Below are 22,292 nucleotides of genomic sequence, written 5' to 3' on the forward strand. Positions count from 1 at the left end.
CCCGGGCTGGTTCTTCCAGTATAGCGTGCCGGCCCAAGAAGGGCGCCAGCCCCCGGCCTAGGGCGAGGGAGGGTGCGAGAGCCTGATCATGGCCGCTCCGCTACGCGGAGCAGCCGAGCTCGTCACGTCGCTCTCGTCGGTCGCGATCGGCCCGACGCTCGGCGCTCCGCCAGCGCTCCCCACGATCGCTTCGGCGTCCCGAACGACCGCGGCCTGCGGCCTGAAGCTTCGGCGCGGCGTCGGCGGCAGCGCGGCGACCTGCGGTGCGGCGGCCGCCGCGAGACTCCCGGCGCGGCGCGGACGGCTCGCGCGCGGCACGCTCGGCGGCGCGGGCGCGAGGGCCGGGTGGGCGGCGGGGCGCGGGAGCGCGGCGGCGGGCGGCTTCGCCCAGGCGAGCTGGACCGGGCGAGCCCGATGGGCCGGCCGCGCGTGCGGGCGATGGTGCGCGATGCGAAGCCGGCGGTGCGGCGGCGCGAGGACGGCCAGCTGCACGGGCCGCTCGGCGACCTGCGGCGCGCGCGCGGCCGGAACCGCCAGCAGGGTCACGCCCAGCACCGCCACCGTGCCGGCCGCGCCGGCGGCGACGCCGAGGGCGCGGGCGAGGGGGCGCAGGACGACGGCCGGGCGCAGCAGGCGTTCGACCCGGATCGCGACGTGCGAGCGGCGGTTCCACAGCGCGAGCGCGGCGTCGTCGGCCGCCGGAACGGTCGCCAAGCGCAACAGGCAGGCCGCGTAGCGGTGCGCGCCGCCGGCGGCCGCGGCGTCCTCGTCGCTGGCCAGCTCGCGCTCGAGGTCGAGCGCGCGCCCGAGGATCCACAGCCCCGGCAGCCACCACCCGGCCCGGGTGAAGACGCTCTGCAGCGCCTTGGCCCAGTCGTCATAGCGGCGCAGGTGCGCGCACTCGTGCTGCAGCACGGCGCGCCACTCGCCCTCGTCGACCCGCCGGCGGAAGCCGGCGGGGACGACGATGGCCGGGTGCAGGTAGCCGATGGCGGTCGGGCTGCCGACCCGCGCGGAGACGCCGATCGGCGCGCCGCGTACGCCGGTCTCGCCGACCGGGAGCGCGCGGCGCTTGATGTGGCGCAGTCGCACGACGTCGAGCACCAGCTCCACCAGCAGCACCGCGGCGATCAACAACGCCGCGCCGAGCAGCGGGACCGCGGTCCCGCTCAGCAGCGTCTCGGCGGCTGCCGGCGGGGCGGCCGGCGGCCGCAGCTCCGCGACCAGCCAGGCCAGCGGCGCCACCATCAGGCACAGCCCGAACGAGGCGGTCAGGACGCGCGCGCGCGCCGCGGCGCGGTCGAAGGCGCGCGCGGTCAGGACGGCCACGGCGGCCAGCGCGAGGCTGGCACCGAGGCCGACCAACGCCGCCGTTTCGACGGCGGCGGGCCCGCTCAGGTGTGCTCCTCGAGCAGTGCGCGGAGCCGGCGCTCCTCGTCCGGGCTCAGCCGCTCGGAGTCCAGCAGGTTCAGCATCAGCGCGCGCGCCGAGCCGTCGAAGAACGTGGTCAGGATGTTCTCGACCACGCTGCGGCGGGCGTCGTCGCGTTCGACGCGCGCCCGGTAGACGTTGGCCTTGCCGCGCACCGTGTGCCGCACGTAGCCCTTGCGCTCCAAGATCGTCAGCGTCGAGAGGACCGTCGTGTACGCGATCGGCCGCTCACCCAGACGCGCGTGGATCTCGGCGACGGTCCCGCTGCCCAAATCCCACAAGATGTCCATGAGACGATACTCCGCCTCGGTCAGCGTCGGGGAGGTCCGCCTGGCCATGGCCCCGGGATACGACGCACCTCCGTATTTCCCCGTTAGAAAACCGCGCGTGCAACGGCCGAGCAGACGAAGACCGCCGTCTCTTCCGAGACGACGGCCTCCGTGGCTCGGTCCGACACCCCCGTGCCGGACACGTCTTATGGCGCAAGGCCGGCGCGCGAACGTGCAACCGTGTGAGCGGCCGGGCCGGGCTCGCCTTCCCCGGTGACGAACGTGCGCACACGCAGGCGGGTCGTGAGGGATGGTGCCTCGCCTCGGTCAACGCTCGGTCAAATCGCCCGCAGGGAAAGATCACCACCCCATGCAGAGCTCCTACCTCCGTACGTTCGGAGGCTTTCAGCTCGTCATCGGTGCCACGGAGATCCCACGCCCGCCTACGCTCAAGGCGTGTTCTCTCGCGGCCTATTTGATCTTGAGCGGCGGCGCGGCGATCGGGCGCGAGCGCCTGTTGGAGCTGCTCTGGCCGGAGATCGATCCCGAACGCGGCCGGGCCAACCTCAAGACCGCCATGTGGTCGTTGCGCGACGTGTTGCGCAAAGGCGGCTGCGATCCCGACGCCTTTCTCAGCCGCGAGCGCAGCGTCGTGCAATGGATCGCGCCGACCACCTCCGACGCCGCGCACTTGTTGCGCGTCGATCCCGCCGGCCCCGTCGAAGCGCTGGCCGAAGCGGTCGGACTCGTCACCGGCGAGTTCCTCGAAGGCATCTTCGACGAATGGGTCGTGCTGCGGCGCGAAGAGCTGGCGCGGCGCTACGACGCGCTGGTCTGCGCGCTGTTCGTCGCGCGCCCGACGGCGGAGACGGCGCGACTCGCGCTTCAGCGCGATCCCTACGACAGCGGCGCCGTCCGCGTCCTGGCCGACGAAGAACGCCGCGCCGGCCGTACCGCGCGCGCGCTCGACCTGATCGAAGCGCATCGCACGGCGCTCGACGAGCTGGGCGAGTCGCTGGCGCCGGATCTGGCCGCGCTGGTGCAGACGCTGCGCGCCGCCGGCCGCGAGGACGCGGCCGGCCCGAGCCTGCCGTTCGTCGGCCGCAGCGACGCGTTGGCGTGGTTGGAGACGCGCGCGGCGGAACGCGAGGGCCGCGCGTGCGCGCTCGTCGTCGGCGAAGCCGGGATCGGGAAGACCAGCTTGCTGCGCGCGTTCGTCGATCGCTTGCGGCGCGCCGACCATACCGTTCACGCGCTGGCCGCGCTGCCGCACGACGCGCGTCCGTTCGAGCCGTGGAGCTCGCTGCTCGAGGCGCTGACGGGGACGACGCAACGCGCGGTCCTGGCCGACGTTCGCCACCCGGTCACGAGCGCGCTGGCCGGCGCGCTCGCCGATGCGCTCCCGACCGGCGCGGTGCTGGTGCTCGACGACGCGCACTGGCTGAGCGGCGACGCGCAGGCCGTGCTGCGCGACGTGGCGCCGCAGCTGCGCCGCAAGGGAGTCGTGCCGGTGGTGGCCACGCGGCCCGACGCCGCCGAGGCCCTGCGCACGCTGCTCTCCGTCGAGAGCGGTGACGAGCTGCGGCTGCACCCGTTGACCCGCGAAGACGTGTTGGCCGCGCTCGACGTGAGCGTCGAGGGCGACGTCGGCGAGCTGGCCGACGCGCTCCACCGCCGCTCCGACGGCGTTCCGCTCTACGTCGCGCACCTGGTCACCGAGCTGGGCCGCGCCGGCGTGCTGGCGCGCAGCGCTCAGCGTTGGCGGCTGGTGCGGACGATCGACGCCGGCACGCTTCCGACCGACTCGCTGCGCGCCGCGATCGCCGCGCCGTTGCGCGCGCTCGGCGAGGACGCCGTGCTCGCCGCCGCCGCGCTGGCGATCGAGCCGCACGCCGACGACGACGATCTGTGCGCCGCGTTGGGCTGGGAGGCGGCACGTTTCGACGCCGTCGCGGAGAAGCTGATTCGCGCCGAGCTGTTGGTGGAGCGCCCCGACGGTTTGGCCTTCGCGCACGACCTGGTCGCGCAGGTCGCCGGAGGACTGGCGACGCGGCGCACACGCTTGGCGCTGCACCGCGCCTTCGCGGCGCGCGTCGCCCGCTGGCCCGACCGCGAGGCACCGCTGTGGACGGCGCGGCACCACGAAGCGCTGGGCGAACGCTGGGAGGCCGCCGTCGCGTACCGCCGCGCCGGCGACATCGCCCTGTACGCCGACGCCCTGCACGATGCGGTCGCGCGCTATCGCGCGGCGCTGGCGATGGTGGCGGGCCTGGTTCCCGACGAGCGCACGCGCGCGCTCGCGACCGGGCTGTATCGCGCGATCGCGAGCTCGTCGTTCCGTTTGGGCGATCGCGCCGGCGCGCTCGCAGCGGCGCGCGCGGCGGTCGACGAGGCGTGCGCGAGCGGCGATCGCAAGCTGCTGGCGCAGGCCTTCTCCACCCGCGCCAACCAGCTCGTCAGCGACGCGCCGGTCGGACTCGACGAGCTGCACGCGGCGGCCAAGGACGCCGACGAAGCGGTGCGGCTGACGCGCGAGTGCGGCGAACGCGAAGAGCTGGTCGCCTCGTCGATCACGACCGCGATCGCCTACGGCCGGCTGGGCGAGTTCGACCTGGCCGAAGCGGCGGCGCGCGAAGCGGTCGACCACGCCGTCGCGATGGAACGCTGGGATATGGCCGTCGGCGCGGCCGATCGGCTGGCGCGGCTGTACACGATGCGCTGGCGGTTCGACGAGGCGCTCGCGCAGCGCAAGCTGGCGGAGTCGTACGCCCGCCGCACCGGCTCACTGGCCGAAGGCACCGTCCACGATCTGCTGGCCGACGTGTGGTTCGCGCTCGAGCGCTACGACGACGCGCTGGCCGAAGTCGCGCTCGGCGAAGCGTCGATCGAGCACGCCGATCTGGAGACCTCGCGCTGGCGCCTGCCGCGCTGGTCACTGGCGTGGAACCTGACCGCCACCCGCTTCAACATCGTGCTCGCGCGCGGCGATCTGGACGCCGCCGAGATCGTGCTCGCCTCGCTGGTCGGCCGGCGCGGGCTCGACGCGCCGGGCACGAATCCGGCGCTGGGCATGTACGCGCTGCGTCTGCTGGTCGAGCGCGGCGATCCCGGCGCGCTGCGCCGCGCGGCCGACCTCGCGCGCGGCTTACCGCGCGACTTCGCCTTCGATCAGTTCCACTGGAGCGATCGCATCGAGCTGCTCGAAGCGCGCATCGCGGCCGGTCTGGGCGAACGCGACGCGCGCGCGCGGCTGGCGCAGTCCTTCACGCTGCTCGACGCGGATGCGGCGATCGCGCCGATGACCGCCGACCGTGCCTTCGCCGCGCTGGCGGCGGCGGCGCGCAAAGCCGGCGACGACGCGCTGGCCGAACGCGCCGCGCGGCAGTCGCAGCACTACCGCGCGCAGCGGATCGTCGGGCCGGAGCGCAAGCCGGCGCGCGCGCTACGCGTGGTCTGAGTCGATCCGCCACTCGGCGAGGTTCCACAGGTCCTCGCCGTCGGGCTGCGGAGCGACGCCGTGCAGCCGCGGCGTGCGCGCGTAGCGCCCCAGCGGCCAGTCGATCGGAACGTACGGCACGTCGCGCGCGACCCGGTTCGCGATCGCCGCGCGCGCGGCGGCGCGCGTCCGCTCGTCGGGCGCCTGGACCGCCTGCACGCACCACCGGTCGACCTGCGGATCGGCGTACTGCGCGAAGTTCTCGCCCTTGGGCGCGCGCGCCCAGCTCGCCAGCTGATCGCTGCGATCGCTGCCCGGTCCGAACGTCCAGTTCGTCAGCGCGACCTCGTAGGTGCCTTCGTACAGCGGACCGGGATCGCCGAACATCACCGCGGGGGCCAAGGCGCGCAGCTGCACGCGCACGCCGGCGCGCTCCCACGCGTCGGCGATCTGCGCCGCGCGTGCCTCCATCGACGGGCTGCCCGCCGACAGCGTCAACACCAGCGGGTGCGGATGCAGCGCGGCCAACGCGCCGCGTGCGGCGGCGAGGTCGGTGCGCGGCACGCCGGCCGGCGCGACGTAGCCGGGCTCGTCCGGCGGCACCAGCGTGCGCGCGGGCGTGGTGAAGCCGGTCGTCGCCGCGCGGCCGATGCGATCGCGGTCGAGCACCGCGGCCAAGGCGCGCCGCAGGCGCACGTCGCGGAACGGCGCGCGCTGCGTGGCGAAGCTCAGGTACACCAGCGTGCGGCCGTGCACGATACCGGTGACGAGGCCGTCGCCGAGCAGGCGCGCGTCGAAGCTCGGCGGCAGGCGCGCGTAGTCGATCTCGCCCGCGCGCAAGGCGGCGACGGCCGTGGTCGGCACCGGGATGACCAACAGTCGCACGTCGTCCAGGCGCGGCGGCGGCGCGCCGGCGGCGCGGCGCGCAGCCAGCCGCACCTCGACGCCCGGCGTCCAGCGCGCCAGCACGAACGGCCCGCTGCCGACCGGGCGGCGGTCGAAGTCGGTGCGGTTGAGGTCGACGCCCCGCAGGACGTGGGCCGGCAAGATGCTCCCGTGCGCGCCGTTGCAGAACAGCAGCCGCAGCGCGTCGACGCTGCGGTGGCGCAGCCGGATGACGACCGCGTGCGCGCCGCGCGCGCGGACCGACGCGACCAGCGCGGCCAGCTCGTCGTTGGGCACGTCGAGCTTGGGGTCGGTCAGCACGCCGTAGGTGAAGACCACGTCGTCGGCGGTGACCGGTACGCCGTCGCTCCAGCGCGCGTCCGTCCGCAAGCGGTACGTGTAGGTCAGCTCGTCGGCGGAGATGCCGCCGTTGGCGCGGCTCGGCAGCGCCTGCGCGACGTCGGGGACGACGCGCTCGCCGCGGCCGATCCGGACCAGGCCTTGGAAGAGCGCGCCCGCGATCTCGTTCTCGACGACCAGCGTCGAGAAGTCGGGGTTGAGCGAGTGCGGCTCGAGGGCGATCGCGACGCGCACCGTGCGCGGCGGATGCGCCGGCGCGCAGCCGGCCAGCAGCGCGCCGGCCAGCGCCAGGCTCGCCAGCGCGCCGCGCACGCTCACCCTAGCTCGCCGAGGGCCGCCAGCGCAGATCGGGCTGGCGCGCGGCGCGCGTCTCGTCGACGCGTCCGACCGGCGTCGTCACCGGCGCCGCCAGCAGCGCGTCGGGGTCCGTCTCGGCCTGCGCGATCAGCTCGCGGAAGGCGGCGATGAACCCGTCGAGCGTCTCCTTCGACTCCGTCTCGGTCGGCTCGATCATCAGGCACTCGGGGACGATCAGCGGGAAGTAGACCGTCGGCGCGTGGTAGCCGCGGTCGAGCAGCGCCTTGCCCAGATCCAGCGCGCGCACGCCCGTCTCGCGCTTGAGCGACTGCGCCGAGGCGACGAACTCGTGCCGGTTGATCTCGTCGTACGGCACGTCGATCACGTCGCGCAGGTGAACGCGCAGGTAGTTCGCGTTGAGCACCGCCAGCTTCGACACCTGGGCGAGGCCCGCGCCGCCGTTGGCGTAGCAGTACGCCAGCGCGCGCACCATGTGCGCGAAGTTCGACCAGAACGAACGCATCGTCCCGATCGCCTTGGGGCGATCGAAGTCGAGCGCAAAGTGCAGCTCGGCGCTCTCCTGCCAGCCCGGCGCGTCGACGTCGCGGTGATCGGCGTCGAAGGCGCGCACGACCGGCGTCGGCAGGTACTCGACCAGGTGCGCCGCGACGCCGACCGGTCCCGCCCCCGCGCCGCCGCCGCCGTGCGGGATCGAGAACGTCTTGTGCAGGTTGAGGTGCATGAGGTCGAAGCCCATGTCGCCGGGGCGCGTGTTGCCCATCAGCGCGTTGGCGTTGGCGCCGTCGTAGTACATCAGCCCGCCGGCCTCGTGCACGACGTCCGACACCTCGTGGATGCGCGGCTCGAACAGCCCCAGCGTGTTGGGGTTGGTCATCATGCAGACCGCGGTCGTCGGGCCGACGACCGCGCGCAGATCGGCCGGGTCGACGCGGCCGTGCGCGTCCGAGGGCAGCGAGAGGACGGTGAACCCGACCATCGCGGCCGAGGCGGGGTTGGTGCCGTGCGCGGTGTCGGGCACGATGACGACGGTGCGCTCCGTCTCGCCGCGGGCGCGGAAGTACGCTTTCGCGATCAGCAGCGCGGTCAGCTCGGCGTGCGCGCCGGCAGCCGGGTTGAGCGAGAACGCGGCCATCCCGAACAGCGAGCTGAGCGCGCGCTCGAGCTCCCACATCACCGCCAGCGCGCCTTGCGCGGCGTGGTCGGGCGCGAACGGGTGCAGGTCGCGCAGCGCCGGCAGGTTCGCCATCGCGTCGTTGATGCGCGGGTTGTATTTCATCGTGCACGACCCGAGCGGATAGAAGTTCGTGTCGATGCCGAACGTCTTCTGCGAGAGCCGGGTGAAGTGGCGCACGACGTCCAGCTCGCTGTTGTCCGGCAGCGGCAAGTCCTCGCGCAGCGCCTCGCGCGGGAGCAGGTCGGCCAAGTCCGGCCCCTCGGGCAGGTAGCGATTGGCGCGACCGTCCTGGCCGGTCTCGAAGATCAGGGGCGTTTCAGACGTGGGCTGCGGCACGGGCCGGAATCTCCGAGAGGGCGGTGACGAGGCGATCGACGTCGGCGCTGCCGATCAGTTCCGTCGCCGTCATGAGGATGCAGTCGTCGAGCTCGGGATAGAAGCGTCCCAGGTCCAGACCGCCGAGGATGCCGTGCCGTTCGAGCGCGACCAGCACGTCGGCGGCGCGGCCGGGGACGCGCAGCGCGAACTCGTTGAAGACCGGCCCGTCGAAGCGCGCGGCGAAGCCCGGCAGCGCCGTCGTCTTGGCGCGCAGCTCGCGCGTGCGCGCCACGTTGAGCGCGGCGCAGTCACGCAGCCCCGTCTTCCCCATCGCCGCCAGGTAGATGGTCGCGCACAGCGCGCAGTGCGCCTGATTGGTGCAGATGTTCGAGGTCGCTTTCTCGCGGCGGATGTGCTGCTCGCGCGCCTGCAGCGTGAGCACGTACGCCGTGCGGCCCTGCGCGTCGACCGACTTGCCGACCAGCCGGCCCGGGACGCGGCGCAGGTGCGCGTTGGTCGCGGCGATGAAGCCGACGTGGGGGCCCCCGTAGGCGACCGCGTTGCCGAACGATTGCCCCTCGCCCACGCAGATCTCGGCGCCCCACGAGGCCGGCGGTGCCAGCGCGGCCAGCGAGAGCGCTTCGGCGACGACCGCGATCGGAACGGCCTTGGCCGCGCTGATGCGCGCGCCGGCGCCGTCGGGCAGCGCGTCGATGACGCCGAAGACGTTGGGCGACTGCACCGCGACCGCCGCGTAGCGGCCGCTCGCGAGGGCCGCGTCGAGCCCGCTCCAATCGGTGCGGCCGTCGGCGGCGAACGGCACCTCGTCGATCTCGAGCTCGAGCCCTTCGGCGTAGGTGCGCAGCACCGCGCGATAGTTCGGGTGCACGGCCGACGAGATCAGCACGGCTTTGCGGCCGGTCGCGTTGACCGCCATGATCGCACCCTCGGCCAGCGCCGTCGCGCCGTCGTACACCGAGGCGTTGGCGACGTCCAGGCCGGTCAGCAGCGCGACGTAGGTCTGCCACTCGTAGATCGCCTGCAGGTAGCCCTGCGAGACCTCGGCCTGATACGGCGTGTACGAGGTCAGGAACTCACCGCGCATCGCCAGCGCGCCGACGACCGGCGGCATGTAGTGGCGGTACGCGCCGGCGCCCAGGAAGCTGACGTACTCCTGGGCGCTGGTACGGTCGGCGAAGCGGCGAAAGCGCTCGGCGATCTCGATCTCGCTGAGCTGCGGCATGAGGGAGAGGGGTTCGCGCAGCGCGACCGCGTCCGGGACGCGGACGAGCTCGTCCAACGACCCGACTCCGACGGCGCGCAGCATCGCCTCGATGTCCGAGGGGGTGTGCGGCGTGTAGATGGGACGACTCCGGGGCCCGCAAGCGGGCCGTTGGTGGAGAAAAGGGTGACCGGCGGGGATTCCTCGCCCCCGGGGGCTACGCCTCGGAGATCAGCTGCTCGTAGGCGGTCGCGCCCATCAGCTCGTCGATCTGGCCGACGTCGGCGAGCTTGACCTTGAACAACCAGCCCTCGCCGTACGGGTCGCGGTTGACCACCGCCGGATCGCCCTCGATGGCCTCGTTGATCCCGACGACCTCGCCGCCGACGGGGGTGAAGATGTCGGAGACGGCCTTCACCGACTCGACGACGCCGATGTTCGCGAACTGGGTCAGCGTGCCGCCGACCCGGGGCAGCTCGACGTAGACGATGTCCCCCAGCGAGGACTGCGCGTAATCGGTGATCCCGACCGTCGCGACGTCACCCTCGAGCGCGACCCATTCGTGTTCTTTGCTGTAGCGCAAGCCTGCCGGCGCGGTGTCTGCCATGTCGCGTCTAGCTAGGCTCCGGGCGACCGCGGCACCTGCCGGCGTGGCGCGCCACGCTCCGTCACGCCTTGGGGCGCGTGTAGAACGGCAGGGCGACGACGTGCGCGGGATGACGCGCGCCGCGGACCTCGACCTCGAGCGCCGTTCCTTCGACCGCGGCGGACGGGGTCAGCAGCGCGGTGGCCACGTTCTTGCCGACCGACGGACCGATCGAGCCGCTGCGCACCGTGCCGACGCGCTCGCCGTTCGCGAACACCGCGTAGCCGCTGCGCGCGGGCACCGGGCCGTCCATCACCAGGCCGGCGATGCGCGGATAGTCGCCGGCGTCGCGCTGCGCCTCGAGCGCTTCCTTGCCGCGGAAGGCGGCTTTCTGGAACTTGATCGCCCAACCGATTCCGGCTTGCAGCGGCGTGATCGTCTCGCTCAGCTCGTTGCCGTAGAGGGGCATCCCGGCTTCGAGCCGCAGCACGTCGCGCGCGCCCAGCCCGCAGGGCAAGAGTCCGTCCTCGCGCCACTGGGCCAGCAGCAGATCCCACACGCCGGTCGCGTCCTCGCCGGGCAAGAACAGCTCGAAGCCGTCCTCGCCGGTGTAGCCGGTGCGCGCGACGAGCACGGGGTCGCCGAGCCCGCGTACCTTCGTCTCGACACAGCTGTAATAGCGCATCCCGGCGAGGTCGGCGTCGACGTTCGGCTGCAGCCACTCGACCGAACGCGGCCCCTGGATCGCGATCAGCGCGCGATCGCCGTGCAGATTGTGCAGGTCGACGTCGCCGTAGCGTTCGGCGATCAGATGCTGCCACATCGCGTCTGCGTTCGACGCGTTGACGACCAGCAGCCAGCGGTCGGCGTCCAGCCGGTAGAAGATGACGTCGTCGTGCGCGCCGCCCGCGGCGTTGGTGAAGACGTTGTAGCGCGCCTGACCGGGCTTCATGTTCGCGACGGTGTTGATGGTCAGCGTCTCGGCCCACGAGCCGACGTCGTGGCCGCGCAGCTCGAACTGCCCCATGTGCGAGAGGTCGAACAAACCCGCGCGCTTGCGCACCGCGTCGTGCTCGGCCAGGATGCTCGAATACTGCACCGGCATCTCGAAGCCGCCGAAGGGGACCATCCGTGCGCCCAAGGCCAGGTGGGCGTCGTGCAAAGCGGTACGGCGGAGGGCTCCGGAGTCGGTCATGACGGTCCGGGAATGCGCGGAAGCTCGCGTGCCGTCCTCGCGCGCAGGCCGCCGGGTTTGCTCGCGGCGAGCGGTCGCTTGACCGTGGAGCAGCCGTGATCTAGCACAAACTTTAAACTTTCTACTAGTAAAAACTATTATAGACGCGGCTGCTCTCTCCGATGTTCTAGGCGAGACCCTCACGCACTCGCCGCCTTCGGAGCCGCATCGTGACCGCCGCCCGCCCGCTCGCCGCCGCCCTCGCCGCCCTGGCCCTCGCCGCCGGCCGGCCCGTCTTCGCCGACCCGACGACGCCCGCGGCGCCCGCGCCGGCGACGCTCGCCGACACCAGCACCACCGTCTCGGCCTTCCGGCCCGACCCCGTCACGCTGCAGATCGTGCAGCCGCGCCCGCCCTCGTCGTTGCCGGCGCTCTCGCGCATGGCGCTCTACGTGCTGCAAGGCATCGACGCGGTGCAGAGCGGTCGCGCGCTGCGCATCAACGGGGCCTACGAGCGCAACGGCATGATGCGCCCCTTCTCCCACGCCGGCACCGCCGGGATGGCACTGGGCTTCGCGCTCGGCGACGTCGTGCGCGACTTCGCCCTGCGCCGCAGCTCGGAAAAGGTGAAGCTCGCCGCCGAAGCGGCGCAGGCCGCCAGCAACGTCGCCGGGATCCTCACCACCCGCGCGACGCTGGACGCCGCCTCCCACCCGTAGCGGGCAGGACGAGAGGGCCTTCAGTCGGTAGGGCGTCGCGATGAAGGCGGCGCGCGAAACGGCCGTTCGAACGAGCGTGACCGGCGGGGACACGCCGGATCGCGCCGTCGTGCGGCGCCGCGCGCCCGTCTGCGCCTACGTCACCGATCTGCAGCTCGCCGTTCAGTCGACGACGGTCGCCGATCCCTTCGCGGCCTGGCGCGACGCCGAGCGGGCACCGGACGCGCCCGGCGGCTTACCGGCGATCGTGGAGCAGGCGGCGCGCGACGCGCTCGACGGCCTCGATCTGGAGACCGCCGGCGAGCAGATCATCTTCCCGCTGCCGTCGTTGGTCGTTCGCATCGTTCCGCTCGAGCGCGACGGCGCGGTCGGGCTGGCGCTCTTCCTCGAACGCGTGCGGGCCGGCACCGACCTCGACGCGGTCGCGCAGCGCTACCGGATCTCCGCCCGCGAGCTGGCCGTCGCGCGGCTGTTGATCGAAGGCGCCTCGCTCGAGGAGGTCGGCCGGCAGCTGACGATCGCGGCGCCGACCGTCGCCGCACACGTGCGCAGCTTGGTGGTCAAGACCGGCTCGCGCCGCCGCGCCGAGATGGTGGCGCGTCTGTTGGGCTGGTAGGGCCCTCCCACCCGCCGTAGGCGACGTAGCTCTTGGTCAGGCCGAGGATCTTCTCGACGTGGATCTTCGCGTCGGGGAAGAGCGCGCGCACTTGGGAACGCCGCAGCAGCCGCACCGACCGCACCTCTTCTCGCGCCCGCTCCATCGACTCGGCGCGCGCGACCCAGCCCAGCCGGCGCCGCACGAGCAGCGCCGCGCGCACCTCGAACGGCAAGAACTGGAAGCCCGGAACCAAGAAGTGCGGTTCGATCGGAAAGAAGTACGACGGCGTTTGGACGAAATAGCGCGGCGCGACGCGCATGACTTCGCGCGCCATGCGCCGCTGATCGGCAAACGTGCCGACGTGTTCGATCACCGAGTTCGAATAGACCACGTCGAAACTGCCGGCGTCGAAGGGTAGCTCGCGTGCGTCGCCGACGAGCGTTTGAATTCGCTCGCCCGCGGGCTGTTGCCGTTCGAGGTTGACGACGGTGACCGAGACGTCGTCCTCGTCGGGCAGCGAGAGCCCGCGCCAGAATTCGGTCGTCCCGCCGACGTCGCATACCGAGATCGGACGCGGCAGGCGCGCGAGCAAATCCAGGAAGAGCGCGAAACGCCGTTGACGCAGCCGCGCGGCCCACGACGCGTCGTTGCGGTGGTCGGCGAGTGCGAGCAGCATCCTCGTCATCCGCTCTCTTCGCCCAACAGGGCTAGCGAAGCGGGACACGAAATCGAGTTGCGATGCTGTCGGCAAGCTACGTCCGGGCTCATCACGTCGCGGCCACCACCGGCACACCGTCGCCGCTCTGCCTGAACGGGACGCGCTACGTCGTCACCTTCGACGACGAGTTCTCCTCGTTTCGGCCGTACGATCCGGCCACCGGACGCGGCGTGTGGGATACCGCCTACACCTGGGGACGCATGAATCCCGGAGCGCGAGACGCTGCCATGTACGTCGATCCCGGCTTCGGCGTGCAACACGGCGTTTCGCTCGGCTTGAACCCCTTCTCGGTCTCCGGCGACGGTTTGACGATCACCGCGCGGGTCGCACCGCCGGCCGTCGCCGCGCTGCCGGGACGACCGGCCTACGTTTCCGGCGTCATCACGACGGCGCACAGCTTCTCGCAGACCTACGGCTACTTCGAGGCGCGCATGCGGCTCTCGCGCGGTCGCGGACTCTGGCCTTCGTTTTGGATGCTGCCCGTCATCGGCTATCCGCCGGAAATCGACGTCATGGAGATCCTGGGGCAAGAGCCGGCGCGCGTGTATCAGACGACCCACGCCGTCGACAAGTCGACGCAGCAGATCGTCTCGACGGAGGCGAACCCGGACGGGTTCCATTCGTACGGCGTGGCCTGGGCGCCGTCGACCATCACGTACTACGTCGACGGACGCGTGACCGGCACGGTCGGCAACATCTCCAATCAGCCGATGTATCTGTTGGCGAACTTGCAAGTCGGCGGCGTCGGAAGCTGGCCGGGAACGCCCGACGCGTCGACGACGTTCCCCACCTCGGCGACGATTCGGTACGTTCGGGGCTACGAAGCCGCGGGCGCTTGTCCCGTCCATTGACGATCCCATCGGTCCGCTCACGCCGGCCGCGACCGCCCGTCAGCGAATGCCGGTCGGCCGACGCACCGGAGCCGTCCGCGAGCGCACCAACCCGCCGGCGCCGATCACGAAGCGCGCCGGCGCCGGCTCCCGCCGCGGCTGCGCGGTGCTGCTGGCCGTCTCCGGCAGCAGCGTGAAGAGGAAGAACGTGAGAAAGACGATCCAGTCGAAGTCGTTGTATTTCGCGATGTACGCCTCGCTGATGTTCAACGTGACGAAGAACGCGAGCGCGGCTAGCGGACAGGCGCGATCGAAGGTGTAGCGGCGCATCACGAACCGCCAGCCCGCGCGGGCGGACTGGCCGAGCACGACGACCATCATCGCCAAACCGACGAGCCCGAGATCGAGCGCGAGCTCCAGATACCCGTCGTGCGCGTGGAACGGCCGCCAGCCGGACGTTCCCGGATTGAACTGCAAGAACGACCCACCCGGCTCCCAGAACACGTCATAGCCGTAGCCGACGAGCGGGTGCGCCGCGATCGCCTGCACGACGTGCGTCCAGATCTCGAGCCGCCCGGTGAGCGTCGCATCGCGGCCGAGCAGCGCGAAGACGGGGTTCTGCGTGCCGTCGGTAGCCAAGGCGGCGCCCGCGACGAGCGCTACGGCCAGCACCACGATGCCGGCGATCAGCGGACGCGCGCGTCGCCGGTTCGCCGCGAAGGCGACGACCATGGCGACCGCGCAGACGAGCAAGGTCAGGAGCGCCGTCGCCGAGCGCGTGGCGGCGAGCTCGACCAGGCACAGCACTCCACCCGCCCAGAAGAACGCCGAGGGCGCCCCGCGCCGGCGCCAGGCGGCCATCGCGACGGTGATGATGCCGAAGGCCAGGAAGAGCCCGAGCCGGTTCTTGTGCGCGAAGATGCCGCGCAGCGCGCCGGCATACTCCAGGTGCATCAAGCCGGCGTCGGGCGAGACGATGACGACGGCCAAGCTCAGCACGGCTGCCGCGATGACGACGACGGCGAAGGTATCGATGAAGCTCTCGAGCGTGAAGCGCGACACGATGAAGTACGCGCACGCGGTGGTTCCGACCAATCCGATGGCCCGCCGCGCCGTCGCTCCGGGATCGTCCGACCACAGCGTCGAGAGGACCGCCAGCGCGACCAGCGCGACGACCAGCCACGACGAACGGATCAGCGCGGCAAGGCCGGCCGAGTGCCGCGCCAGGCCGACGACGGCGATGACGTAGAGTCCGCCCCAGACGGCTTCGGAGAGCGGGGAGCTCGTCTCGACCAGCGCGCTGAACTCTTGGTCCGGCGTCGTGATGCGTACGACGAGGATGCCCAGCAAGATGACTGCGAAGACGAACAGGCGATCGAGCAGGGTCGGCTCCGCGGCTAGGCGCGAGGACGATGACGTCATCGTCACATTTCCGTTCCGTACCGAAGCGTGCTCGGACGATCGTACTCCAGGAAGAGCACGCCGAACGCGCCGGCGAGCATGCCCGCGCCACGGGCGAAGTCGACCAGTGCTTCCACCGCGCCGGTGCGGCCGCGAACGGCGAGCCGTACCGGCAGGCTCGCGAGGCCGAACGTCACCCAGAACAGCGCCTTGGCCACCCGCATGGCGATCACGCGCGCCGTGCCGAGGATGCGCAGGTCGCAGTACCACAGCGTGTTGCCCCGGCGAAACGCGCGCCGCAGGATGTACGCCGCGCAAAGCCGGTTCGGCATCACCTGCTCGGTGGCGACGGCGTTCGCCGCGTACACGATCTCGCCGCCGCGCGCCAGCAGCTCGCGGAAGAAAAACTGATCCTCGCCGCCGGCCGCGTTGAAGGCCGGATCGAAGCCGATCTCGTTGAGCGCCGGCGCACGTAACCGCAAGAGCGCGTTGCCGGTGCAGCCGTCGCGGAGCTGGGCGCCGTCGTGAAAGCGCGGCATGTCGTAGAAGGCGCCCCGGCGGATCCAGGCGGGAGCGGACGCGGGCACCAGCGCCAGGACCGGGCCGCTGACGGCCGCGGCATCGGTCAGCGACTGCACGCGCAGGAGCTCCGCGAGCCACTGCGGCTCCGGAATCTCGTCGTCGTCCAGCATCGCGAGAAACGGCGCGCGCGCCCGTGCGACCGCCAGCGCGGCATTGCGCACGTTGGAGAGGCCGCGCTCGCGCACGACCAGGTATTCGATCGCGAACGGGAGCAGCGCGGCGGCTTCCCGGACGACGGCGCGCGCGCTCTCTTCCGGATCGTTATCGAGGACGACGACCGTGACCCGGGCGTGCTCGACGTCGGTCTGATGCCGCAAGGCGGCCAAGGCGCAACGCAAGAGCTTCGGCCGCCGGTAGGTCGGGACGACCAGGCACACGTCGGGGGTCACGAAGCGACTTCCGCGCCGTACTTGATCGTGCTGGCCTGATCGTACTCCTGGAACACGACGCCGAAGAGGCCCGCGAAGGCTCCGAGCCCGCGCGCGACGTCGACCATCGCCTCCACCGCGCCGGTCTTGCCGCGCACGATCGCTCGCGGTACGAACGTGACCAGACCCAAGCCGATCCGGCCGGCCGCCTTGCACAGCCGCAGGGCGATCACGCCGGCCGTTCCGTGGATCCGCAGGTCGCAGTACCAGAGCGTGTTGCCGCGCCGGAAGGCGCGCCGCAAGATGTATGTCACGCACAGCCGCTGCGGCAGGACGTACTCGGGCGCGATCGCGTTGGCCGCGTACGCGACCCGCCCCCCGCGCGCGAGAAGCTGCCGGAAGAAGAATTGATCGCTTCCGCCCGCGTTGGCGAAGGCAGTGTCGAAGTGCAGCCCGTCGATGGCCGGCGAGGCGAGCCAGAACACACCGTTCCCGGTGCAGCCGTCGTCGAGGAGCTGTCCGTCGGCGAAGGTCGGGATGTCGTAGAATGCGCCGCGACGGATCCACGCCGGCGCGCCGGCCGGGACGAGTCGCGGCACCGGACCGATCACCGCCGCCGCGCCGGTCTGGGCTTGGACACGCATCAGCTCCGCCAGCCATTGCGGTTCGGGCACCTCGTCGTCGTCCAACATGATCAAGAACGGCGCTCGCTCGCGGCCGATCGCGAGCGCCGCGTTGCGGACGTTCACGATTCCCGGTCGCGGGCAGACGGCGTAGTCGACGGGGAACGGCATCGTGCTCCCGATCTCCTCGACGAGGGCGCGAGCGCTTTCCTCCGGATCGTTGTCGAGCACGACGACGCCCACCCGTTCGAGCGCGATTCCGGTCTGACGGCCCAGGCTCGCCATGACCGTACGCAGGAGGCGCGGCCGTTTATAGGTGGTCACGATCAGGCAGATGTCAGGGGTATTCATCGGCTCATCGCTATCACGCTTTGCTCGCTTGTGGTGTGCGTCGTGCGAGTGGACTCGAGATCATCGGCGATCGCAGCCTCGAGCGGCGCGAAGACGCGGGCGGTGCTGAAGCGCGGCGCGGCGCCACGCGCGGCCCGGACCATTCGGGCGTGCTCCTCGTCGTCGGTCAGCATCCTGGCCACCGCGTCGGCGAACTCGCCCGGCTCGTTCGCGACCGCAAAGGGCGCAGGCTGAATGTCGAGCAGTCCTTGCGCGCCGATCGACGTCGTCACCATCGGTACGCCATAGGCCATCGCCTCCACCACCTTCAGCTTGAGCCCGCTGCCGGCGAGAAGCGGGGCGATGGCGACCGTCGCGCCGGAGAAGATCTCCGTCAGCTCATGGCTGAATCCCATCAGGGTCACGTTCTCCGGGACGCTGTCGAGGCGCAAGCAGATCGTCCCGTAGATCTCGAGGTGAGCGTGTGGAACGCGCGCGCGGATCTGTTCCCAGCACGACTCGAAGAACCAGCGAATGCCGTCGACGTTGGGCAGCGTCCCGCTCGCGACGAACACGCAGCGGCCGGGACGACGCGGTGCGCTCACACGCTGGTCCACGTCGATCGCCATCGGCAGCTCCACCACCCGCGCCGAGGGCACGAAGCGGCGAAACGTCTGTGCGTCCTCGCGCTGGATCGCGATCAGGTTTCGCGCGGCGGAGAGCACCTCTCGCTCCGTCTCGGCGCAGAAACCCGCCGGCCGAACCTCGAAACCGCGATCGCGAAGCGATTCGGCGCGCTGAATCTTCACGTCGTGGGTGATGACCCAGCCACTGCGCGCTCGGACGCCTTCACAATAGTTGAAGATCGAGTCGTACAGGATGACGTCCGGCTGGGCGCGTCGGGTGTACTCGCGCACGAAACGGCGCTCGCGCGGCGAGAGGAACGTTCCGAGCACATGCGAGAAGCCGCGAGCGCGCCGCAACGACGTCCGGGCTCGTTCGATTGCGGCGCGCAGCGGCTTGGGCAGCACGTCGAACACGCGATAGGCGAACGTCGTCGCGACGGCGACGGGCGAGCAGAGCACCGAATATCTCCCGACGCGGCGCAGGGCCGGAGAGACGAGCCGGTACGGCAAGCGCGCATCGGTGAGGACGACGGTGGTGATTCGCGGACGCAGCAGCAGCCAGGTAACGTGCCAGCCGCGCGCCGCGAAGCGCGCCACGATCGTCTTGACGTAGGTCGAAAGTCCGGACCGTTCGAGCGCGATCTGGTAGTCGGGCAAGAAGTCGCTCACGATCACGAGCTCACGCGGACGCACGCTCACCGCACCCGTTCCTCGCGACGCCGGGCACGCAAGATCATCCCGGCGACGAGCCAGGGTTCGACCAGGTAGCGGCGCCAGAACCGGGCCGGGTCGGCCGCGAAACGGAAGAGCCACTCGATCCCCAGGCGCCCCATCCAGCGGGGCGGCGTCGGCGTCGTGCCGGCGACGTATTCCAAGCACGCCCCCACCGTGAAGAAGCACGCCGGCGCCACGGTGTGCCGGTGGCTGAGGATCCAGCGCTCCTGTCGTCCCATCCCCATGCCGACGAGCACCACGTGCGGCCGGTACTCGGCCAGTCGGCGGGCCACGTCCGCACCGGCCTCGTCCCCTGGATCGAAGTAGCCGCAGACGCCGTCGACCTCCAGACCGGGCACGCGCGAGCGAACTGCCGCCAGGCCCAGGCGCTGCACCGTGGCCGTGCCGCCGATCCAGAACACGCGCCAACGCAGCGTCGCCGCGAGATGCAGCAAGGGCCAGATGACGTCCAGGACCGTTACGCGGTGATCGCGTCGGGCCGGCACGCCGGCCAGGCGGCACAGTCCGACGATCGGCATCCCGTCGATGTGCACGTACGTCTCGGGCAGCCCGTGCAGCGTGCGAAAGGCGAGGTCGTCCTGCAGGACGCGCAGGCCGTGCAGATTCTGCGAGGCCACGATACACTGCTCGCTCGCCTCGACGTGCGCGCGAACGATCTCGAGCAAGTCGTGTGCGGTCGTCGGCGTGATGCGCGCGCCGAAGACGTCGTATGAGGGAAACCGGCGCGAGAGATAGGCCGACGCCGTGTCGACGGTCATGTCTCGAGCGACCCGTTGGCGCGAGCGCTGACGGCGTGCCCGAGCACGGCATGCGGGGTGCGCGCGGCGATCGCATAGCAGCCGCCGTATGCCAGAACGGCGGCGGTGCACGCGAGCGCGAGCCAGGGGAGGCCGACGTGGACCGGGATCAGCAGCAAGACGGCAACCATGCCGAACGTCGCCACGCCGGCCTGGACCCACCCCGCGGCGCCGAAGGGGAGCGGGAAGAAGCGCCGTCCCCATGCCGCGCTCAAGCCGATACCGAGCGCGTTCGCGATCAGCGACGACCCGGCGGCACCGTACGCGCCGTAGCGCGGAATCAGCGCCAGGCTGCAGACGATCCCCGCGGCCGTCGCCGCCACGCTGATGAGCGCGGCCGGGCGCGTGCGCCGCGAGAGCTCGAACGCCTGATCGAAGTAGAACGTGCGCAAGCCGTAGAGTGCCGTCGCGACGGCGGCGAGCGCGATGATGGTCTCGGCCCCGTTCTGGAAATGGCGACCGAAGAAGGTGTGCGCGATCGGCCCCGCCAGGACGACCAGGCCGGCCACGGCCGGAATCGCCAAGCCGAGCATCAGCCGCACGTTTTGCCGCAGCTGCGCGCGCGCCGCCTCGGCGCCGTCCGTGTCGAGCAACCGCATCGCGAGCGGCTGCCCGGCAAGCGCAGTCGCCGAAATCAGCAAGTACACGGACTGGCGAGAGAAGTCGAACGCCACCGAATAGATTCCGACCGCCGCGGTTCCGGCCGTCACCCCGAGCAGAAGCCGGTCGAAGGTCACGTTGAGCTGAGCGAGGACCCCGGTCGCGGTGATCGGCCAGCCGAAGTGCGCGAGCCGGTGAAACAGCTCGCGGTCGAACCGTCCGCTCATCGCGGGCGCCCATTGCCCGACGGCGAGCAACGCGCTGGCGTTTCCCAGCGTGAAGCCGAGCAGCAGGCCTTCGCCTTTCAGACCCATCGCGATGCAGCACAACGAGACGACGACGGTGGTGAAGGCGCGCGTCACGCTGAGGGCGCCGTACGCGCCGACCGCGCGCTTCGCCTGAAGCACGGTGATCGTCAGCTCGAACCATCCGTTGGCGATCGTGGCCGCAACGGTCAGCGCGATCGCGGTCGTCGAGAACCGCCCCCACGCCGCGAGTGCGGCGACCTCGACGAGCGCGAGCACCAGCGCGGTCCCGGCGAACGACACCAGCACCGTCCGGGCCAGAGCCGGATCCATGACGAGCGTGCTGCCGAGCGTGCGCAGCATCGCGACGCGCACCCAATAGAATGCGACCGCGGCGAACAGAGCGATGCTGGCGAGCAGGGCATAGAGACCGACCGCGCCCGGTTCGAGCAGTCGCGTGTACAGTGAAACGGCGAGCACGGTGACGAGCGCGGGAAGAATCCGGCCCGCGAAGTAACCGCCGAAATGGCGAACGACCGGTGGAAGCCTCACGGCGAGGCTCCGGCGGCGAGCGAAACGCTCGCCGCTTCCAGCCCGCGAAACCACGCCAGTGTTTCGGCGAGCGAGCTCTCGAGCTGACCGGCGTCGGCCGCCGCCGGCGGCACCTGGTGGGTCGCGAGCGGAACGCTCGCGGGGTTTGCGGGCCGCGTCCGCATCGCGATCCCGGCGACCAGTGAGAGGGTAGCGGCAAACTCGGCCGTCGTGACGACGGCATCGGCTTCACGGAGATTGGCGGCATGCCGCTTGCCGGCCTCGACCCACTCGACGAGGTCGTGCGCGATGCGGCGCGACGAACTGACCTCGAGCGGGACTCCCTCGATGCCGCGAATCGGCAGCGGTTCCCCGGCGGCGCAGGCCGCGAACAGCTCGTAGACGAGCGCCGATGGCCGGCGGCGCATGCGCGGCCCGTACGCGATGCCGCGGCAGATCAACGCGTTCTCGGACTGCGCGCTCGCGGTGCGGGCTTCCATGCCCGGCGGCGACTCGCGTATACGCCGCAACGCGACGACGGGCACGGCCAGCTCGGCGCCGATACGCGTGCTCGTCGCGGGCGCATCGGCGAGGTCGAAGACGACCTTCGCTCGCGCGTGCAGCACCTCCAACGCCTGCCTCACCTGCGCGAGCGACGCGGGCGAGTTCCAGAACGCGAAGGCTCCGCGCCCCGATTGGATGGCGGTCGCGGTGTTCGTCAGCGATCCCGACTGTAGCGTGTCGACGATGACCACGGGCTGGCGGCGCGCGATGAGCACCTCGACCAACGCGCTTCCGAGAAACCCCGCTCCACCGACGACGATCGAGGCCATGTGCCGCCGCTCAGCGCTCCAGGACGAGTCTGTGCGAGTCGGTCGACGATGGCACCGTCTCACCGTGCACGACGCGCAGCGATCCGCGGCCCGGGGTGACGATATCGACGCCTTGCGCGCCCTCCGCCGCCAGCTCGGCCAGGCGCCGCGGCTCGGCGGCGACGACGCCCAGGACGCGCGCACCGAAGCGCGAGAGGGCGGGCACGACGTCCCGATCCGCACGGCGCACCCGCCGCCCCATTCCGACGACCAGGATCACGCCGTCCACGATCCGAGCGGCATCGAGCGCGACGCTGCTCTCCAAGATGCGCGCCGTCTCGATGACGCACACGTCGTATTCGGCCTTCAGCTCCGCGAGGCGCAGTCCGAGCGCGACCGCCGGGCGCTGCTCGCCGGCGTCCAGGCGCAGCAACGCCGTCGTACGTCCGGCGGCGGCGAACGCGTTTGCCAGCCCCAACCCCAACCCCGAGCCGTCGTCGTCGTCGGTCGAGGCGACGAGGATCATGGTCGGGGCACCGACTTCGGCCTCGATGGCGACCCGCAGAATCCGGAGTTGCTCGTCCAGAGAAATTGCCATGACGAT

General features: G+C 71.6%; 20 protein-coding genes. 4 read left to right on the forward strand and 16 right to left on the reverse strand.

Features of this window, described 5'->3' with window-relative positions; translation table 11 throughout:
* Positions 1–57: 57 nt before the first annotated feature.
* Both VMD91_18830 and VMD91_18835 read right to left on the reverse strand, forming a co-directional pair.
* A complete protein-coding gene (locus VMD91_18830; GenBank protein HTW86134.1) occupies positions 58–1,365 on the reverse strand; it encodes a M56 family metallopeptidase in 1,308 nt (435 codons plus the stop codon).
* A gap of 29 nt (positions 1,366–1,394) precedes the next feature.
* Positions 1,395–1,769, reverse strand: coding sequence for a BlaI/MecI/CopY family transcriptional regulator (locus VMD91_18835; protein ID HTW86135.1), 375 nt, complete (start codon positions 1,767–1,769; stop codon positions 1,395–1,397).
* Between the two features lie 301 nt (positions 1,770–2,070).
* Here VMD91_18835 and VMD91_18840 point away from each other — a divergent pair, with 301 nt between their 5' ends.
* Entirely contained in the window at positions 2,071–5,157 is a 3,087-nt protein-coding gene (locus VMD91_18840; GenBank protein ID HTW86136.1) for an AAA family ATPase, read from the forward strand.
* On the opposite strand, the gene VMD91_18845 is transcribed toward VMD91_18840, so the two are convergent.
* From VMD91_18845 to gcvT, 5 genes are all read right to left on the reverse strand, one after another.
* Positions 5,143–6,699 (reverse strand): ABC transporter substrate-binding protein, encoded by a 1,557-nt coding sequence (locus tag VMD91_18845; protein HTW86137.1) that lies wholly within the window; start codon positions 6,697–6,699, stop codon positions 5,143–5,145. The two genes, VMD91_18840 and VMD91_18845, sit on opposite strands and share 15 nt — an antisense overlap.
* A 1-nt stretch (position 6,700) precedes the next feature.
* Entirely contained in the window at positions 6,701–8,209 is a 1,509-nt protein-coding gene (gcvPB, locus tag VMD91_18850) for an aminomethyl-transferring glycine dehydrogenase subunit GcvPB (GenBank protein ID HTW86138.1), read from the reverse strand.
* Positions 8,190–9,614, reverse strand: a complete 1,425-nt coding sequence (gene gcvPA / locus VMD91_18855) for an aminomethyl-transferring glycine dehydrogenase subunit GcvPA (protein ID HTW86139.1) — start codon at positions 9,612–9,614, stop codon at positions 8,190–8,192. The genes gcvPB and gcvPA overlap by 20 nt, the downstream gene beginning before the upstream one ends.
* A gap of 16 nt (positions 9,615–9,630) precedes the next feature.
* A complete protein-coding gene (gene gcvH, locus VMD91_18860) occupies positions 9,631–10,020 on the reverse strand; it encodes a glycine cleavage system protein GcvH (protein ID HTW86140.1) in 390 nt (129 codons plus the stop codon).
* A 61-nt stretch (positions 10,021–10,081) separates the two neighbouring features.
* The gene (gene gcvT, locus VMD91_18865) at positions 10,082–11,194 is read right to left on the reverse strand and encodes a glycine cleavage system aminomethyltransferase GcvT (GenBank protein ID HTW86141.1); all 1,113 of its coding nucleotides are present in this window, start codon (positions 11,192–11,194) and stop codon (positions 10,082–10,084) included.
* 209 nt (positions 11,195–11,403) lie between these two features.
* Between gcvT and VMD91_18870 the strand changes: the two genes are divergently transcribed.
* Together VMD91_18870 and VMD91_18875 are read left to right on the forward strand one after the other, a co-directional pair.
* Positions 11,404–11,892 carry a hypothetical protein gene (locus VMD91_18870; protein ID HTW86142.1) on the forward strand — a complete coding sequence of 163 codons (489 nt, stop codon included), beginning with the start codon at positions 11,404–11,406 and terminating at the stop codon, positions 11,890–11,892.
* A gap of 40 nt (positions 11,893–11,932) precedes the next feature.
* Positions 11,933–12,508 carry a helix-turn-helix transcriptional regulator gene (locus tag VMD91_18875; GenBank protein ID HTW86143.1) on the forward strand — a complete coding sequence of 192 codons (576 nt, stop codon included), beginning with the start codon at positions 11,933–11,935 and terminating at the stop codon, positions 12,506–12,508.
* Here VMD91_18875 and VMD91_18880 read toward each other — a convergent pair.
* Positions 12,453–13,175: a methyltransferase domain-containing protein gene (locus tag VMD91_18880; GenBank protein ID HTW86144.1), complete on the reverse strand. Its 723-nt coding sequence runs from the start codon at positions 13,173–13,175 to the stop codon at positions 12,453–12,455. The genes VMD91_18875 and VMD91_18880 overlap by 56 nt on opposite strands.
* 53 nt (positions 13,176–13,228) lie before the next feature.
* On the opposite strand from VMD91_18880, the gene VMD91_18885 reads away from it, so the two are divergent.
* Entirely contained in the window at positions 13,229–14,059 is an 831-nt protein-coding gene (locus VMD91_18885) for a glycoside hydrolase family 16 protein (protein HTW86145.1), read from the forward strand.
* A gap of 39 nt (positions 14,060–14,098) precedes the next feature.
* On the opposite strand, the gene VMD91_18890 is transcribed toward VMD91_18885, so the two are convergent.
* From VMD91_18890 to VMD91_18925, 8 genes are all read right to left on the reverse strand, one after another.
* Positions 14,099–15,460 carry an O-antigen ligase family protein gene (locus VMD91_18890; protein HTW86146.1) on the reverse strand — a complete coding sequence of 454 codons (1,362 nt, stop codon included), beginning with the start codon at positions 15,458–15,460 and terminating at the stop codon, positions 14,099–14,101.
* A gap of 2 nt (positions 15,461–15,462) precedes the next feature.
* On the reverse strand, positions 15,463–16,410 hold the full coding sequence (locus VMD91_18895) for a glycosyltransferase (protein HTW86147.1): 948 nt from the start codon (positions 16,408–16,410) through the stop codon (positions 15,463–15,465).
* Positions 16,407–17,363, reverse strand: a complete 957-nt coding sequence (locus VMD91_18900; GenBank protein HTW86148.1) for a glycosyltransferase family A protein — start codon at positions 17,361–17,363, stop codon at positions 16,407–16,409. Before VMD91_18900 ends, VMD91_18895 begins: the two co-directional genes overlap by 4 nt.
* Complete coding sequence (locus tag VMD91_18905) at positions 17,360–17,971, reverse strand: glycosyltransferase family 4 protein (GenBank protein HTW86149.1); 612 nt, start codon at positions 17,969–17,971, stop codon at positions 17,360–17,362. The genes VMD91_18900 and VMD91_18905 overlap by 4 nt, the downstream gene beginning before the upstream one ends.
* Before the next feature lie 692 nt (positions 17,972–18,663).
* Positions 18,664–19,461, reverse strand: coding sequence for a WecB/TagA/CpsF family glycosyltransferase (locus tag VMD91_18910; GenBank protein ID HTW86150.1), 798 nt, complete (start codon positions 19,459–19,461; stop codon positions 18,664–18,666).
* Complete coding sequence (locus VMD91_18915) at positions 19,458–20,897, reverse strand: oligosaccharide flippase family protein (GenBank protein ID HTW86151.1); 1,440 nt, start codon at positions 20,895–20,897, stop codon at positions 19,458–19,460. The genes VMD91_18910 and VMD91_18915 overlap by 4 nt, the downstream gene beginning before the upstream one ends.
* Positions 20,894–21,709, reverse strand: coding sequence for an NAD-dependent epimerase/dehydratase family protein (locus VMD91_18920; GenBank protein HTW86152.1), 816 nt, complete (start codon positions 21,707–21,709; stop codon positions 20,894–20,896). Before VMD91_18920 ends, VMD91_18915 begins: the two co-directional genes overlap by 4 nt.
* A 10-nt stretch (positions 21,710–21,719) precedes the next feature.
* Positions 21,720–22,286, reverse strand: coding sequence for a hypothetical protein (locus VMD91_18925; GenBank protein ID HTW86153.1), 567 nt, complete (start codon positions 22,284–22,286; stop codon positions 21,720–21,722).
* Positions 22,287–22,292: the final 6 nt, after the last annotated feature.

The sequence above is a fragment of the Candidatus Sulfotelmatobacter sp. genome (genome assembly GCA_035504415.1).
Lineage (GTDB): Bacteria > Vulcanimicrobiota > Vulcanimicrobiia > Vulcanimicrobiales > Vulcanimicrobiaceae > Vulcanimicrobium.

What these genes read in the sequence shown, in the direction of transcription:
- VMD91_18835 (HTW86135.1), bottom strand. Translation starts at nt 1,769, where the DNA reads ATGGCCAGGCGGACCTCCCCGACGCTGACCGAGGCGGAGTATCGTCTC.
- VMD91_18840 (HTW86136.1), top strand. Translation starts at nt 2,071, where the DNA reads ATGCAGAGCTCCTACCTCCGTACGTTCGGAGGCTTTCAGCTCGTCATC.
- gcvH (HTW86140.1), bottom strand. Translation starts at nt 10,020, where the DNA reads ATGGCAGACACCGCGCCGGCAGGCTTGCGCTACAGCAAAGAACACGAA.
- gcvT (HTW86141.1), bottom strand. Translation starts at nt 11,194, where the DNA reads ATGACCGACTCCGGAGCCCTCCGCCGTACCGCTTTGCACGACGCCCAC.
- VMD91_18875 (HTW86143.1), top strand. Translation starts at nt 11,933, where the DNA reads ATGAAGGCGGCGCGCGAAACGGCCGTTCGAACGAGCGTGACCGGCGGG.
- VMD91_18880 (HTW86144.1), bottom strand. Translation starts at nt 13,175, where the DNA reads ATGACGAGGATGCTGCTCGCACTCGCCGACCACCGCAACGACGCGTCG.
- VMD91_18885 (HTW86145.1), top strand. Translation starts at nt 13,229, where the DNA reads ATGCTGTCGGCAAGCTACGTCCGGGCTCATCACGTCGCGGCCACCACC.
- VMD91_18890 (HTW86146.1), bottom strand. Translation starts at nt 15,460, where the DNA reads ATGACGTCATCGTCCTCGCGCCTAGCCGCGGAGCCGACCCTGCTCGAT.
- VMD91_18900 (HTW86148.1), bottom strand. Translation starts at nt 17,363, where the DNA reads ATGAATACCCCTGACATCTGCCTGATCGTGACCACCTATAAACGGCCG.
- VMD91_18905 (HTW86149.1), bottom strand. Translation starts at nt 17,971, where the DNA reads ATGGCGATCGACGTGGACCAGCGTGTGAGCGCACCGCGTCGTCCCGGC.
- VMD91_18910 (HTW86150.1), bottom strand. Translation starts at nt 19,461, where the DNA reads ATGACCGTCGACACGGCGTCGGCCTATCTCTCGCGCCGGTTTCCCTCA.
- VMD91_18920 (HTW86152.1), bottom strand. Translation starts at nt 21,709, where the DNA reads ATGGCCTCGATCGTCGTCGGTGGAGCGGGGTTTCTCGGAAGCGCGTTG.
- VMD91_18925 (HTW86153.1), bottom strand. Translation starts at nt 22,286, where the DNA reads ATGGCAATTTCTCTGGACGAGCAACTCCGGATTCTGCGGGTCGCCATC.